14 protein-coding genes are annotated in these 14,688 nt (G+C 64.4%); 10 read left to right on the top strand and 4 right to left on the bottom strand.

Translation table 11 applies throughout. The annotated features are described in order from the left end of the window. Window positions 1-22: 22 nt before the first annotated feature. The 4 genes from ilvC to ACQP2U_RS31915 all read left to right on the top strand — a co-directional run bounded on the left by ilvC (window position 23) and on the right by ACQP2U_RS31915 (window position 5,228). Window positions 23-1,024: a ketol-acid reductoisomerase gene (gene ilvC, locus ACQP2U_RS31930; RefSeq protein ID WP_174566238.1), complete on the top strand. Its 1,002-nt coding sequence runs from the start codon at window positions 23-25 to the stop codon at window positions 1,022-1,024. A gap of 302 nt (window positions 1,025-1,326) precedes the next feature. Beyond that, window positions 1,327-2,634 carry a lipase family protein gene (locus tag ACQP2U_RS31925; RefSeq protein WP_433710833.1) on the top strand — a complete coding sequence of 436 codons (1,308 nt, stop codon included), beginning with the start codon at window positions 1,327-1,329 and terminating at the stop codon, window positions 2,632-2,634. A 286-nt stretch (window positions 2,635-2,920) separates the two neighbouring features. Next, a complete protein-coding gene (locus ACQP2U_RS31920; protein WP_433710832.1) occupies window positions 2,921-4,111 on the top strand; it encodes an alkane 1-monooxygenase in 1,191 nt (396 codons plus the stop codon). 145 nt (window positions 4,112-4,256) lie between these two features. Beyond that, entirely contained in the window at window positions 4,257-5,228 is a 972-nt protein-coding gene (locus tag ACQP2U_RS31915) for an acyl-CoA thioesterase (protein WP_397032701.1), read from the top strand. A 97-nt stretch (window positions 5,229-5,325) separates the two neighbouring features. Here the strand turns inward: ACQP2U_RS31915 and ACQP2U_RS31910 are convergent, their stop codons facing one another. Beyond that, a complete protein-coding gene (locus ACQP2U_RS31910) occupies window positions 5,326-5,625 on the bottom strand; it encodes a hypothetical protein (RefSeq protein WP_433710831.1) in 300 nt (99 codons plus the stop codon). 224 nt (window positions 5,626-5,849) lie between these two features. Between ACQP2U_RS31910 and ACQP2U_RS31905 the strand changes: the two genes are divergently transcribed. After that, window positions 5,850-6,740: an AAA family ATPase gene (locus tag ACQP2U_RS31905; protein WP_433710830.1), complete on the top strand. Its 891-nt coding sequence runs from the start codon at window positions 5,850-5,852 to the stop codon at window positions 6,738-6,740. Window positions 6,741-7,104: 364 nt separating this feature from the next. Next, window positions 7,105-8,502: a vWA domain-containing protein gene (locus tag ACQP2U_RS31900; protein WP_433710829.1), complete on the top strand. Its 1,398-nt coding sequence runs from the start codon at window positions 7,105-7,107 to the stop codon at window positions 8,500-8,502. 126 nt (window positions 8,503-8,628) lie between these two features. On the opposite strand, the gene ACQP2U_RS31895 is transcribed toward ACQP2U_RS31900, so the two are convergent. Next, the gene (locus ACQP2U_RS31895; RefSeq protein WP_433710828.1) at window positions 8,629-9,246 is read right to left on the bottom strand and encodes a TetR/AcrR family transcriptional regulator; all 618 of its coding nucleotides are present in this window, start codon (window positions 9,244-9,246) and stop codon (window positions 8,629-8,631) included. Between the two features lie 106 nt (window positions 9,247-9,352). On the opposite strand from ACQP2U_RS31895, the gene ACQP2U_RS31890 reads away from it, so the two are divergent. After that, window positions 9,353-9,814 (top strand): nitroreductase/quinone reductase family protein, encoded by a 462-nt coding sequence (locus tag ACQP2U_RS31890; RefSeq protein ID WP_433710827.1) that lies wholly within the window; start codon window positions 9,353-9,355, stop codon window positions 9,812-9,814. Between the two features lie 226 nt (window positions 9,815-10,040). Continuing rightward, window positions 10,041-10,331 carry a hypothetical protein gene (locus tag ACQP2U_RS31885; RefSeq protein WP_433710826.1) on the top strand — a complete coding sequence of 97 codons (291 nt, stop codon included), beginning with the start codon at window positions 10,041-10,043 and terminating at the stop codon, window positions 10,329-10,331. Window positions 10,332-10,442: 111 nt separating this feature from the next. On the opposite strand, the gene ACQP2U_RS31880 is transcribed toward ACQP2U_RS31885, so the two are convergent. Together ACQP2U_RS31880 and ACQP2U_RS31875 are read right to left on the bottom strand one after the other, a co-directional pair. Beyond that, window positions 10,443-11,462, bottom strand: coding sequence for a Gfo/Idh/MocA family protein (locus tag ACQP2U_RS31880; RefSeq protein WP_433710825.1), 1,020 nt, complete (start codon window positions 11,460-11,462; stop codon window positions 10,443-10,445). Between the two features lie 41 nt (window positions 11,463-11,503). Continuing rightward, window positions 11,504-12,508, bottom strand: a complete 1,005-nt coding sequence (locus ACQP2U_RS31875) for a LacI family DNA-binding transcriptional regulator (RefSeq protein WP_397032461.1) — start codon at window positions 12,506-12,508, stop codon at window positions 11,504-11,506. Between the two features lie 251 nt (window positions 12,509-12,759). Here ACQP2U_RS31875 and ACQP2U_RS31870 point away from each other — a divergent pair, with 251 nt between their 5' ends. Then, a complete protein-coding gene (locus ACQP2U_RS31870; protein WP_433710824.1) occupies window positions 12,760-13,662 on the top strand; it encodes a TIM barrel protein in 903 nt (300 codons plus the stop codon). 10 nt (window positions 13,663-13,672) lie between these two features. Beyond that, window positions 13,673-14,680, top strand: coding sequence for a sugar ABC transporter substrate-binding protein (locus tag ACQP2U_RS31865; protein ID WP_433710823.1), 1,008 nt, complete (start codon window positions 13,673-13,675; stop codon window positions 14,678-14,680). The last annotated feature ends 8 nt before the right edge of the window (window positions 14,681-14,688 follow it).

Here is a 14,688-nt window from a genome sequence, read left to right as displayed (position 1 = left end):
GGAACCTACAGTGGCAGTCGAGATGTTCTACGACGACGACGCCGACCTGTCGATCATCCAGGGCCGCAAGGTCGCTGTCATCGGCTACGGCAGCCAGGGGCACGCGCACTCGCTGAGCCTGCGCGACTCCGGCGTCGAGGTCCGCGTCGGCCTCGCTGAGGGTTCGAAGTCACGGCCGAAGGCCGAAGAGGCGGGCCTGACCGTCGGCACCCCGGCGGAGGTTTCCGCGTGGGCCGACGTGATCATGGTGCTGGCCCCCGACACCGCCCAGGCGTCGATCTTCACCAACGACATCGAGCCCAACCTGAAGGACGGCGACGCGCTGTTCTTCGGCCACGGCCTCAACATCCACTTCGGCCTGATCAAGCCCCCGGCCAACGTGACCATCGGCATGGTCGCGCCGAAGGGCCCTGGCCACCTGGTGCGTCGTCAGTTCGTCGACGGCAAGGGCGTTCCGGCGCTGATCGCGGTCGAGCAGGACCCGAAGGGCGAGGGCCAGGCGCTGGCGCTGTCCTACGCCAAGGGCATCGGCGGCACCCGCGCCGGCGTCATCAAGACCACCTTCAAGGAAGAGACCGAGACCGACCTGTTCGGTGAGCAAGCCGTGCTCTGCGGTGGTACCGAAGAGCTGGTCAAGACCGGTTTCGAGGTCATGGTCGAGGCGGGCTACGCGCCGGAGATGGCGTACTTCGAGGTGCTGCACGAGCTCAAGCTCATCGTCGACCTGATGTACGAGGGCGGCATCGCCCGCATGAACTACTCGGTGTCCGACACCGCCGAATTCGGTGGGTACCTGTCGGGTCCGCGGGTTATCGACGCCGATACCAAGAAGCGCATGCAGGACATTTTGCGCGACATCCAGGACGGCACCTTCGTCAAGCGCCTCGTCGCCAACGTCGAGGGCGGCAATAAGGAGCTCGAGGCCCTGCGCAAGGCGAACGCCGAGCACCCGATCGAGGTCACCGGCGCCAAGCTGCGCGGCCTGATGAGCTGGGTCGACCGCCCGATCACCGAAACCGCGTAATACGCGCGAACGCCACAGTGGCCCATCCCGATTGCGTCGGGGTGGGCCATTGTGGTTTCGGCGGGCGCGCAATTACCGCGAACCTGAGCAATATCGGCCTCGACCGAAGCTCGTAAGAGCGGAGTTCGGAATCCCACGTCTCGGTGTTCAGCTGGGTTCGCGGCCGTCGCGGATCGGCGTTTCTGGTCGGGATTCACGGAAAACCGATTCTCCTGCAGATACCCTCACTATCCGATCTAGATGCCATGGGTACGCCCAAAATCGCAGGAAGGATCGAAATCGTGCGCAGCCGAATACTTGGAATGGCCGCAGCTTTGACGGGAACCCTGATTGTGGTCGGAGGCGGGACGGCTACCGCTCCATACGCATGGACGCAACCGCCGGGGGAACAACCGGTCGCGGAGGCCGGTGATTTCTACCTTCCGCCGCCGTCACTGCCGGACGCGCGGGGCGCTATCGTTCGCGCCGAACCGGCGCCGTTGGCGATGTCGGCGCCCGGACAGCCGGGAATCGTCCCCGCGGCGGCGACGCGCTTCATGTACGTCAGCAGTGATACCCATGACGCGCCCACCGCGGTGGTGGGCACGTATCTGCAGCCGAGCGTGCCGTGGACCGGCCCGGGCGAGCGTCCGCTGATCGCGTACGCGGGCGGCACCAAGGGACAGGGCGATCAATGCGCGCCCTCGAGGTTGATGTCGCAGATTGTCCAGGCCGATCCGTCGCCGTTGGACATAATCTTCGAATACGACCTGGTGGCAATCCGTTCGCTGCTCAACCGCGGTGTGGCGATAGTGGTGACCGACTATCACGGCCTCGGCACACCCGACGTGCACGACTATCTCAACCGGAAGTCGCAAGCCTACGCGGTACTGGACTCCGCGCGCGCTGCCCTGCAGTTGCCCGGCACCGGTCTCAACCCCGGCACGCCGGTCATTCTCTACGGGTATTCGCAGGGCGGTATGGCTTCTGCCGGTGCCGCCGAACTGCAATCGAGCTACGCCCCCGATCTGAATGTGCGTGGCGCCTACGTCGGTGGGCCGGTGGTGGACGACGAATACTTCATCGGATACAACGACGGCCGGGCCGATTTCGCACCGGCAATCGCCTGGACGCTCAACGGCATTGCCGCCGACTACCCGGAGACTCGGCCCGTGCTCGACGCTGAACTGAATGACCTCGGCAAGGCGATCCTGCAGGAATCCCTTGGTAAATGCGCGGTCCCGACCGGACTTGCCCAGGAGCATCTGCGCACGTCCGAGTGGACCAACAGCGGCGAGCCGATTACCGCCGTTATCGATCGGTCCCCGGCGTTGCGGTCGGCATTTGCCGAGCAGCGTCTCGGCACACGAGCTCCGGCCGTTCCGGTACTTGCCGCATCGGCCGTGAACGACCAGGGAGCACCATTTGTGCCGGTGCGTGAAGTGGCCGCCGGTTGGTGTGGTGGCGGAGTGCCCGTTCAGTTGGAAGCGAACGCCGAAATTCCGCCCTCCTCAGGACTCGTGGGCACCCATGTGATTGCCTTCTTCCCGTCGCTGGTGGCCTCGCAGCAGTGGTTGACCGATCGGTTGGCGGGCATGCCAGCCCCGTCCAATTGCGCGGCGCTGCCGTAGCAGTGTGATTTTCGGTGCGTAATACCCGGCGGGCGGGTTCCAGGGCCGAAACCCGCCGCCGGGCACGCTGATCGAGTACCGCGTTCGATCTCTGAGCGCGGCACCCACGCGCGCGGCGATTATGCGCCCATCGACTGAAGGCAAGACTCCCGGTCAGAAAGCTGATTTCGACAGATCGCTGGCAGTTGGCGCGGGCACAGCTATTCTGGAGCGACAGTTTTACCGCAACGGATTTCGGCGGCCCCACCCCCTGTCAGTGTTGTTCTGTTGGAGGCTCGAGGCACCTATGTCGATCTTCGAAAATACGCAAAGACGCGACCCCAAACGGTATCTGTGGATACTGGGACTGATCGCTCCCACCTGCTCGGTACTTCCCTCACAACTGGTGGTCCATACGGGCCTCGAAATATTCTGGTGGATCGGCCCGATCATTGTGCTCGTGGTGATCCCGCTGTTGGACTGGGCGATAGGGAACGACGGGAGCAATCCGCGCGACGAGGATTACGAGTCCTTGTCCAACGATCGCTACTACCGGTGGTGCACTTACCTTTTCCTGCCGCTACAGTTCGTCGGCCTGCTCATCGCGGGATACCTGTGGGCCAGACCGGCGCTGAGCGTATCGGACAAGCTGGGTTTGGCCGTGACGCTCGGGTTCGTATCGGGCATCGGAATCAACGCCGCCCACGAACTCGGCCATCGAGTCGAGCGCCTCGAACGGTGGCTGGCGAAAATCGCGCTGGCGCAATCGGGATATGGGCACTTTTTCGTCGAGCACACCCGCGGCCATCACGTGCGCGTCGCGACGCCGGAAGATCCGGCCAGCGCCCGATTCGGCGAATCGCTGTGGGAGTTCCTGCCGCGCAGTATGTTCGGCGGCTTCCGCTCGGCCATCGCTTTGGAGCGCGAACGCCTGTCCCGCAGGGGAAAGCGGTGGTTCAGCTGGGACAATCATCTGCTGCAGGCATGGTCGATGAGTGTCGCGCTGTTCGGCACACTGATCCTGGTCTTCGGGCCTGCGGTGATCCCATTTCTGGCACTGCAGGCGCTGATCGGCGCGGGGCTGCTCGAGACGGTGAACTACGTCGAGCACTACGGCCTGCTTCGTCAGCGTGGTCCCAATGGCAACTACGTGCGCTGTTCCCCGCGTGACAGCTGGAACAGTGACCGTCTGGTGACGAACCTATTCCTGTTCCACCTACAACGTCACAGCGACCACCATGCGAATCCGGGCCGGCGCTATCAGACCCTGCGCAGCTCTGAGCAGGCGCCACAGCTACCTGCTGGCTACGCAAGCATGATCCTGATGGCCATCGTCCCGCCGATCTGGCGCGCGGTCATGGACCGTCGTGTGCTGGCCCACTACGGCGGAGATCTCGAGCTCGTCAACACCAAAACCCGAACCAGACGGCATCTCCTCTCGCTCCGCCGGATACGTCCAGTGACCGCCACATCGGCGGAGCTGACTACTCGCCCGTAGCGGTGCGGTTGCCTATTGTCGGGCGAGGACAGCGGAGTCGAACCATTGTCAATCGAACAGATCGTGAGTCGTGAGCATCTCATCCAGCACCCTTGTCCCCGGGTCCGTTCCGAGTCCGGCTTCGGCCGGTCGCCGAGCCGAGGCTATCCACCGCTTTCTCGTCAAACCCGCCGATGCGGGCATCGCCGGTTCGGTCGACGGCGGCAAGCTACTCGAATGGATCGACAAAGTCGCCTATGCGGCGGCAGCTCAGTGGAGCGGTTGCTACTGCGTTACCGCCTATGTCGGCAATATTCATCTCGACCGTCCGATCGCCGTCGGTGAGCTGGTCGAACTGCATGCGAATCTCGTGCACACCGGGCGCACCAGCATGCATATTCTCGTCAGCGTCTATTCGACCGACCCCACGCGACGCAAGCCGGTGCAGACGGCGCAGTGCCTGACGATCTTCGTCGCGATCGATGACAATCGGCGGACTGTCGAAGTGCCGCAATGGAATCCGACGTCGATTCTGGAACTGGAGCGGCATCGGCAAGCGCGAGCGCGGGTTTCGGTTCGCAAGCGCATCGAGGAGGCCATGGCCGCGCAGCAGTACACGGCGGCGGGTACGGCGCCGAGGTCGATTTTGCGATTCCTGGCCGCGCCTTCGGATATCAATTGGGGCGGTAAGGTGCACGGCGGCCGCACCATGCAGTGGATCGATGAGGCGGCGTATATCTGTGGTGCCGATTGGGTTGGGCAGCATGTGATTACGTCGTATTTCGGCGGGATCCGGTTCTACCGACCGATTGTCATCGGACATATTGTCGAGGTGAGCGCACGGCTGATTCACACCGGGCCGCGCAGTATGCATGTCAGCGTGCATGTGACGTCGACGGATACGCATTCCGATGAACCGGCGCTCGCCGCGCACGGTCTCGCGGTTGTCGTCGCCGTCGATGAGAACGGTAAGGCGCGACCGGTGCGCCAATGGGTTCCGGTTTCCGCCGAAGATGAGGCGCTCGATGCGCACGCGCGGCATCTCATCGAATTGCGTGCCGAGGTGGAGCGGTTCACGCAGGCCAGTGATGTGCCCGCGGACGCCGAACCCAACCATTTCCGGGTGCCGATGCCGTGAGCCGATTGCGGTGGTCCGGCCCACCGGGGCCGCACACGGGCTAGTTGTGTTGGTTGTTGGGGTTCATCGGGCTGTTCGGGTTGGCCGGGTTCCTCGATCAGCTGCTGCCGAAGGTCCCACGGGGGAACAGATGGCGGGGGAATCGCCATGGGTCGTTCCAGCGGCCGGGGAGATCGCAGTCGTCCCAACGACCGGGACTGTGGTTCCAGTCGTCGAAGAAGCCGGGGCAGTCGCAATCCCAATCGTTGTCGTGTGGGTGCCGCACCTCGGTCACGCCGGGTTCGCTGGTGGCCGGGTCAGCCGAGGCGGGAACGGCGAGTGCGGTCAATGGAACCGCCGCGAGGGCGCCGGCCATGGCGACCCGGGTCAATCGGCGGGGAGTCGTTCTCGAGAACACCGTGGATCCTTTCTATCTGCGCGTCCGCGAAGACGCCGTCGTTGCTCGTCGGATAGCCCGGCGACGCAACGATTTGCACGTCCACAGTCGGCCGCACCCGGTCGAATGGCAATGGTGCGAGCACGATTTCAGGAAGATTCATCCTTTGGTATGACGAATCCCCCAGACGGTGGATCTCGGCCTCAGGGATGGACCGGAAATCCGCTGGTTCTAGACTGTTACCGATGAGTAAGTTCTTTGGCTCGGTCGACGAGGTGACATGGCGGCTCACCGACGCCGGATACCTGCCCTCCACCGACATCGCCACCGCGGTGTTCCTCGCCGGCCACCTGGGCAAGCCCCTGCTGATCGAGGGTCCGGCGGGTGTCGGCAAGACCGAGCTGGCCAAGGCGATCGCCACCGCCACCACCTCCGACCTCGTACGCCTGCAGTGCTACGAGGGCATCGATGAGGCTCGCGCGCTCTACGAGTGGAATCACGCCAAGCAATTGCTGCGCATCACCGCCACGGACAACGAGGGCTGGGACAGCACCCGCGACCACGTCTTCACCGAAGAATTCCTGCTGCAGCGTCCGCTACTGGCGGCTATCCGGAATCCGCATCCGACAGTGCTGCTCATCGACGAACTCGACAAGGCCGATATCGAACTCGAGGGACTACTACTCGAGGTCCTGGGTGACTATCAGGTCAGCATTCCCGAACTCGGCACCGTGACCGCCGTCCGCAAGCCTTTCGTCCTAATCACCTCGAACGCCAACCGCGACCTCTCCGAAGCGTTGAAACGCCGCTGCCTCTACCTCCACATCGACTATCCGACAGCGGATTTGGAGCGCGCGATCGTCCGCATGAAGGTCCCCGAGCTCGACCGAACCCTGGATGAGCCGGTAGTGCGAACCGTCGCCGCGCTGCGCGAACTCAGTCTCCGCAAACCTCCCTCGATCGCCGAAACCGTCGACTGGGCAAGAACTCTCGTAGCCCTGGGTGCCCGAAACCTCACCGGCACCATCGTCCGATCCACCCTCGGCGTACTACTCAAATACCAAGCCGACCACCGCATAGCCATCGATCGCCTCCAGCTTCCCGCGGTCGATCCAAGCGAACGCAGACCGTCATGATCGCGGCTGTTTCCACTCGGATCGAACCTCCTTGCTCCGCATGCGGATACCGGCGGGGTATGCGATGCGTCGAACAGGCATGCGTCGGCCATCAACTGCCGCAGCGCTTCTCGGAGCCCCTTGCGGGAACCGGTGGCGATCGCGGAGCCACGCAAGCGGTACGGCTGGCAGCCAAGGTGGTTCGATGCGCCGACGGTCTCGGCTCGGCGCGTGCAGTGGGGAAGCGTTGTGCGCATCGAACATGTGGTGCGGCGGTATATCGACTGCCGCAACACTTCTCGGTATCGGCCCTTTTTGTGTCCACTCACAACGAGGGCGGAAAGCCGACAAAGCCCGCGCCTGTCGATGGCGGAGGTGACGAGTGGTGACGTCATCTGGGCGGCGCAGCTCTGAGCAGGCCATCGACACGATGACCGATCGCCTGGTCGAGTTCGTCGGATTGCTGCGCGACCACGGAATTTCTGCTGGCCCGAGCGAAACCATCGACGCCGCCGAGGCAATGCTCGCGCTCGGTCTACACGACCGGAACCGCCTGCGCTCCGGCATGGCCGCCTGCCTTCTGCGACGCAACGGCCAGCGCGCCGTCTTCGACCAGCTCTTCGACATCTACTTCTTGACTGCCGAGCAACCGGCAACTTCCTCGGCTTCCGTCGACGATCTGCGCGACCGCTTAGTGGACGCACTCGCTCGAGAAGACCGCGCCGCCGTCACCGAACTCGCCCGGCAGGCCCTCACCACACTGGGCGGCTACGGGGGCGTCGGCACCGGCGAGCCCTCGCGCCCGGTCACCACCGCATCGGGCGCGGGCTGGTCATCCTATCTGACCATGAAATCCTTACGGCCGGAACAACTTTCCGACCGCATTGTCGAGCGCATGGGCACCGATCTCGACACCGCCGTCCGCACCATCGAAGCCGACCGCCGCCTGCGCGAATTCCGCGCCGCCGTCCAAACCGAGGCGCGCCTGCGGTCCGCCCAACTCCGCGGCACCGAGTACATCGCCCGCCGTGGCGTCGAATCCAGTACCGACCAGGTCGACTTTCTCGGTGCTCGCGCCCAAGACCTCGCCGAAATGCGCCGCCTGGTAAACCCTTTGGCCCGCAAGCTCGCCACCCGCCTTGCCGCTCGTCGCCGCAAAGCGGTTCGCGGCCAGATTGATATGCGTCGAACTCTGCGGCGCTCGATGGCGACCGGGGGTGTGCCGATCGATCCGGTCCTGCGCGCCCGCAAACATGGTCGCCCCGATCTCGTCGTGCTGGCCGACTTATCCGGCTCCGTAACGGGTTTCGCCGAATTCACCCTGCAACTCGTCCAGGCGCTACAAGACCAATTCAGCAAGGTCCGCAGCTTCGGCTTCATCGATACCTGCGACGAAATCACCGGTTTCTTCACTCCCGGCGAACCCCCTGCCGCTGGCGCGGCCGCTCGAATAGTCCGTGATTCCAATGTCGCTCGCTTCGGCAGCAGCAACTATGGCGAGGCCTTCCAAGGTTTCGTCGACAACTATCTCGACGCCCTCGGCCCGCGTACCTCGTTGTTGATTCTCGGCGATGCCCGCACGAACCGCACCGACCCGAATCTGCCCGCTCTGCAAACAATGGCGGACCGAGCCAGACACGCTTACTGGCTCAACCCCGAACCTGCCCGCTCCTGGTCCACCGGCGACTCCGCCGCGCATGTGTATGCCGACCTCATCACCATGCACGAATGCCGCAATGTGAAACAGCTCGCCGAGGTGATCGGTCGGCTGCTGCCGGCTTGAAGGCTCCGTTCGACGAGCGGACCGCGCGATCCATCGCCCGGCCCCCGCCGTGTTGTATGCGGCGGACCAGGGACCCGGCCCAACAGCTCCGAGCCGACCGCGCCGTTATCTGGCGTGATGACGGTGTCAGCGGAGGATCGGCATAACCGTGTCGACGACGGATTCCGGTGTCGGCAGTGCCGCGACCACGTCGGGTGGGCTCAGTTGACGTTGCAGCGCACGTTGATGCGCCGCACCAACCAAGAGCACAGCGACAGCCCGCAGATTCACCGAGGCGGGCACCCGCTGGTCGGCATGCGGCATTGACAGATGCGCGACAACCGCGTCGACCGCACGGTGCGGCCCGATATCCAACTCCTGGCTGCGCTGCGCGAACTTCGCGCGCAACTCCACATCCGACTGCACCGCGGCCATCACCGGAATGGCATCCAAGAAGAACTCCTCCAATGCCTCGACAAGTACCACCAGCCCCGCCCGCAACTCGGGCCGCTCCTCGACCTCCCCGAGCACATCCTTGACCGGTCGCAAATGCCGCTGAATCACCGCCTGCAACAACCCCATTCGATCCCCGAAGTGATAGAAGATGCTCGACTCGGCCACTCCCGCCCGCTTCGCAACCTCCTTCGTGGACAACCGAGCCACCCCCGCCTCCAACAGGATCTCCTGCGCCGTGACCACAACCGACTCCCGCACCCCCGTCGAAGGCCGCCCCCGCCGCCCCCGCGCACCATCCGCAGCCGTCACCACCGCAACCTCCGCTCCGCACCGGTCAATCCCTTGCAGTATGCCGCACGCGGACGTATTTTCTGAGTATCAACTCAGTAATTATCCGACCAGCGGAGCCCATCCCATGACCAGCACCAAAACCCCCACCACCCAATCCCGCATCCAACGCATCGGCGACACCGTCGTCCGCTTCATCCTCCGCTCCCCACTACACCCCCTACTCAGCAAAAAGCTCCTCATCATCACCGTCTCCGGCCGCAAAACCGGCCGCGAGTACGCCAACCCCGTCGGCTACGCCGAATACGAAGGTCACCTCCTGATCGGCACCGCCGCCACCTGGCGCCACAACCTCATCCCCAACACCCCCGTCCGAATCCTCCTGCGCGGCACCAACCTCCAAGCCACGCACGAAGTAATCACCGACGAACCCCGAGCCGCCACGCTCTACCGCGAAATCCTTACCCAAAACCCAACCCACGGTCGCTTCGCGAAGATCCACCTGGACCCCGACGGCACAGTCAACTCCGCCGACCTCCGCGCTGCGCTTTCTCGAGGCACCGCCATAGTTCGCCTACGCCCCCTATAACCAGGCGAGCCGATGCGGTTGGGCTGGAGTGGGTGTTGGTAATACTCGACCCGCGTTAGTGGTGCCGACGAACTCGATCGAACCGGGCCTACTACTGCATGACGGGGAGGGCGGTCAGCGGCCAGTGTGTTTGTGCTGCCAGGCGGCCAGGGCGAGGCTGGCTACGCCTAGCAGTAGGAGAAGGACGCCGGAAGTCATTAAGCGGGTGGAGATTTGGGAGAGGCGGGTGGAGCAGGAGCGGTTTCGGCGGGTCAACAATGATTGGTACAACGGGAATCTCGTTGATCCGAGTGAAGTGGACCCTGGGGTTTACAACCGTGCTGTTCATCCAGGAGCGGCGTCGTGGTTCAAGGCGGCGGCTGTGGGGATGATCGAGCGGGTGGAGGGATATCTCGCGATCCTTGACGCGCACGGCGTGCGGTGGGTGCGGTTGGATTCCGATGCGCCAGGGAAGATCCTCTACGAGGATTCCAATCAGGTGGTGGCGGTGCAGCATGCCGGCGCCGAAATCCTCTAACTCGCCGGATCAAGACCACCGGGAACTGGTGGGGGCCCTACTCGGGCGATGCCGCCAAGGATTCCCCGTGATCGTCGGTCCAGTTGGGCGGGAGCCCAGTGTGGGGCGGGGTCAGCGGCGGACTTCGGCTATGGGCACTGGTCGGTTTTGGTGTCGGGAAAGTTCGCATGCCTCGGCGATGTAGAACGCTTCGAGTGCGTCGGTGGGTGTGCAGGGGTTGGCGAGTTCGCCGGATACCACGGAGAGGAACGCGGCGAGTTCCTCGGTGTATGCCCGACGGAACCGTTCCATGAATCCGGGGTAGGCGGGGAGACCTGAAGGGACGTAGTCGGGTTCGACAGACGTCAGAGGGGCTCGGTCGTCCAATCCAACGACAGCATTCCCGAGGGAGCCGAGCGCTTCCAGGCGGACGTCGTAGCCCGCGCCGTTGTAGCGGCTGAGTGAGACTGTTGCCAGGGTGTCGTCGTCCAGCCGTAGCTGGACTGCGGCGGTGTCTACATCGCCAGCGGCGGTGAAGAATTGGGCGCCTCGGTTGGTGCCGGTGGCGTAGACCTCGACTACTTCGCGGCCGGTTACCCAGCGGACTATGTCGAAATCGTGAACCCCGCAGTCGCGGAACAAACCTCCGGAACGCGGAATGTATTCGGCCGGTGGGGGCGACGGATCCAGTGTGGTAGCCCGCAGGCTGTGCAGCCAGCCGAGGGAACCGGAGGTGATGGCGGCTCGGGCGGCGCGGTAGCCCGCGTCGAAACGGCGTTGGAAGCCGATTTGGACTGGGACGGTCGAGTTTTCGAGGCGGGTGATGACGTCGAGGGTGCCTTGGATATCGGCGGCTACCGGCTTTTCGCAGAAGACGGGGATGCCCGCGTCGACAGCGCGGGTGATGAGTGCGGGGTGGGAGTCGGTGGCGGTGGCGATGATCAGGCCGTCGAGTGGGGCGGCGAAGAGTGTGTCGATGTCGGGGACGGCTTGAACGCCGAGTTTGGTGGCGGCGGCGTGGGCGCGTTCGGCGTCGGCATCGGCGACGATGACGGTCTCGACGCCGGGTAGGTGTTTGAGTGTTTCGGCATGGGAGGTACCGATCCGGCCGGTGCCTGCCAGGCCCAGCGTGACGGTGTGTGCTGATGTCATCCGCTCTCCTCCTGGTGAAACGCGGTGGCTATAGAAAAGCGTCAGTTGCGCGGTGCTGCGGTCGTCGCGCGAACGACCAATGAGGGTTCCAAGCGACGGCGCACTGGGTCGGTACGGCCGTCGCGGAGGCGTTCGATCAACGCCTCGATTGCCAAGCGGCCCATCTGAGTTCGCGGCTGATCGACGGTGGTAAGGGAAACGTGGCGCAGTGCGGCCAATGAGGTGTTGTCGTAACCGACGACCGAAACATCGTGCGGCACCGAAAGTCCGGCCTCTTCCAGTGCCGACATCGCGCCGACGGCATTGAAGTCGTTGCCGCACACCAGTGCGGTGGGGAAGTTATCCCGAGAGAACAGATTCAGCAGTTTCTGGACCGCCGTGATGCCTCCCGAGTCGGTGTGCTCGCTGGCGATGATCATGGGCTCCAACCCTTTTCGGGCCATCGCGGCACGGTAGCCGCGACGGCGCGCGGCGGAGGTGAAGGCCCCACCGCCGTCGAGATGCACGATTCGGCGGTGGCCGAGCGAGACCAGATGATCCACGGCCAGTGCGGCGCCGATCTCACCGTCATCATTGACGGTATCGACGTCCGCAATGGTCGAGCTGCGCGAGATGAGCACGATCGGGCACTTGTCGGCGGCGTCGCGAATGGCCGCCACCGGTAGTACGGGTGAGAGCAAGATTATTCCGCCGGGGCGGAAGGACAGCAGGCTCTCCAGCGCGGTGCGCTCGCGCGCGGCACTGCGGCGTCCGGTGTTGAGGACCAGTTCCAGGCCCGCGTCCTGCGCGGCCGCGTCCATACCCTCCACGACATCGGCGAAGAACGCATTGCGCAGGTCGGAGACCATGACGCCGATGATGTTGGAGGTCCGGCTGGCCAGCGACCGCGCCATGATGTGCGGCTGATAGCCGAGATCCTTCGCGGCCGCGAGCACCGCGCGACGACGATGTTCGCTGACCTTGGGGGAGTTGCGCATGACAAGGGAGACCAGCGCGCGGGACACCCCGGCACGGGCGGCGACGTCCTCCATGGTCGGTCGCGCCATCTCGCCTCCGTTCCGCATCCCACCGTGCTCCTGCAGTGTCGGACGTTACAAGGTCGGATAGCGCTTATCAATAGAGCGCTCTAATCCGACATTTTCCCCACGGCTAACGTCGGCTATTTGCCGTGGAAGAACGAATTTTCGCAGGTAATGGCGATGAAACAGCGACCGATGCAGTACTTGACACACTATGACCTACGTTACATAGTTGGAGCGCTCCAATAGCGCCAGACACCGAAGGTCGGAGAGCCCGGATGACCCAACCTCGCTATCCGCTACGCATCGCCGCTGCACCGATCTCGTGGGGCGTCTGTGAAGTCCCCGGTTGGGGTCATGTGCTCGACGCGCGGACCGTTCTCGCGGAGATGTCCGCCCTCGGCATCTCCGCGACGGAACTCGGCCCACCCGGTTACCTACCGCGGCATCCAGCCGAATTGTGCGCGCTACTCAATGATTTCGGCATCACCGCGGTCGGTGGCTTCCTCGCCCTCCCACTGCACAGCGACCCGGAACAGGCAATCGAGACCGCCCGCGAGAACGCCGCGCTATTCGCAGCGACGGGTGCCGACGTGATCATCCTCGCGGCCGCGACCGGACTCGCCGGATATGACACGCGCCCAATACTTTCCGGTAGCGAATGGCGGACTCTGATCGAAACCGCCTCCGCTGTCCGGGATGTCGCCGCCGAATTCGGATTGCGCACCACCCTGCATCCCCACATCGGCACCTACGTCGAGAGTGAAGCCGAAGTTGACAGGCTCCTAGCCGATTCCGACCTGGACCTCTGTCTGGATACCGGCCACTTGCTCATCGGCGGCACCGATCCGGTGCGCCTCGCACAGCGCCATCCGGATCGAATCGGACATATCCATCTCAAGGATGTGCGCAACGCCATCGCCGACCGAGTACGCGGCGGCGCAATGGAATACAGCGAGGCCGTACGTCGCGGCATCTACGTCCCGCTCGGCGACGGCGATATCGACATCGAGGCCCTGGTGCGCAGCGTGCAGGCCGCGGGCTATCGCGGCTGGTATGTCATCGAACAGGACACGGCATTGCGCCCGGAGGATTCGGCCGAACTGCCGAGCCGCGACGCCGCCCGCAGTCTGATCCACCTTGCGGGCATAGCTTCCGCGCTGGGCTCAGTTCGAATCTAGATGGGAAGTGATGACGACGATGTCGCTGAAAATAGGCACGGCGTGGTGGCGGCGATCCCGCCGCATGCTGCCGTGGCTGGCCGCGGCCACCCTCCTCGCCGCGTGTACGGGTCCGGGTGCGGACGTTCCCGCGCCGACCCAATCCCCGGTCGCGCAAGGCAAATTGAGGTCGGTCGCGGTGGTGACCCACGGCAGCCCCGGCGACGCCTTCTGGAATGTCGTCAAGAACGGCGCGGAGGCCGCTGGCAAGGATCTCGGTGTCCGCGTCGAATACAACTCCTCGGGTGATCCGGGTCAGCAGGCCGAACTCGTCGATAACGCGGTCGCGCAGGGCGTGGACGGTCTCGTCGTATCAATGGCGAACCCTGAAGCTCTGCGACCCTCGATCGAAAAGGCGGTTGCCGCAGGTATTCCAGTAGTGACCATCAATTCAGGCGAGAGCGAGAGCGCCGAGTTCGGCGCGATCGGCCATGTGGGACAGAGCGAAACGCTGGCCGGACAGGCCGCGGGCAAGCGCCTCGCCGAAGCAGGCCGCAAGAAGTTGCTGTGCGTCATCCACGAGGCGGGCAATATCGGTGCCAATCAGCGCTGTGACGGCGCGACCAAGGCCTTCGGCAATGGCACCACGCTGCAGGTGGATATCAACAATCCCACCGACGCGCAGTCCCGCATCAAAGGCGCTTTGCAGGCCGACAGGTCCATCGACGCCGTGCTGACGCTGAATTCACAGGTCGCCGCCCGCGCGGTGGACGCGGTGAAGGAATCACAATCGTCCGCGACGGTCGCGACCTTCGACCTGAATACCGATGTGGTCGAGGCGCTCAGGGCCGGCAAGCTGCTGTTCGCGGTGGACCAGCAGCAGTACGAGCAGGGCTATCTCCCTGTCGTGCTGCTGCAGTTGTATCGGACGAATCTGAACTCGGTCGGTGGTGGCGCACCGGTGCAGACGGGCCCCGCCTTCGTCGACAAGAACAACGTCGAAGCCGTCGCGGCCCGTGTGGCACTGGGCATGCGCTGAGGGAGTGG

This window comes from Nocardia sp. CA-084685 (assembly GCF_050955785.1).
Taxonomy (GTDB): domain Bacteria; phylum Actinomycetota; class Actinomycetes; order Mycobacteriales; family Mycobacteriaceae; genus Nocardia.
The sequence above is the reverse complement of the archived record's forward strand: the minus strand, read 5'-3'. Positions and strand labels throughout refer to the sequence as shown.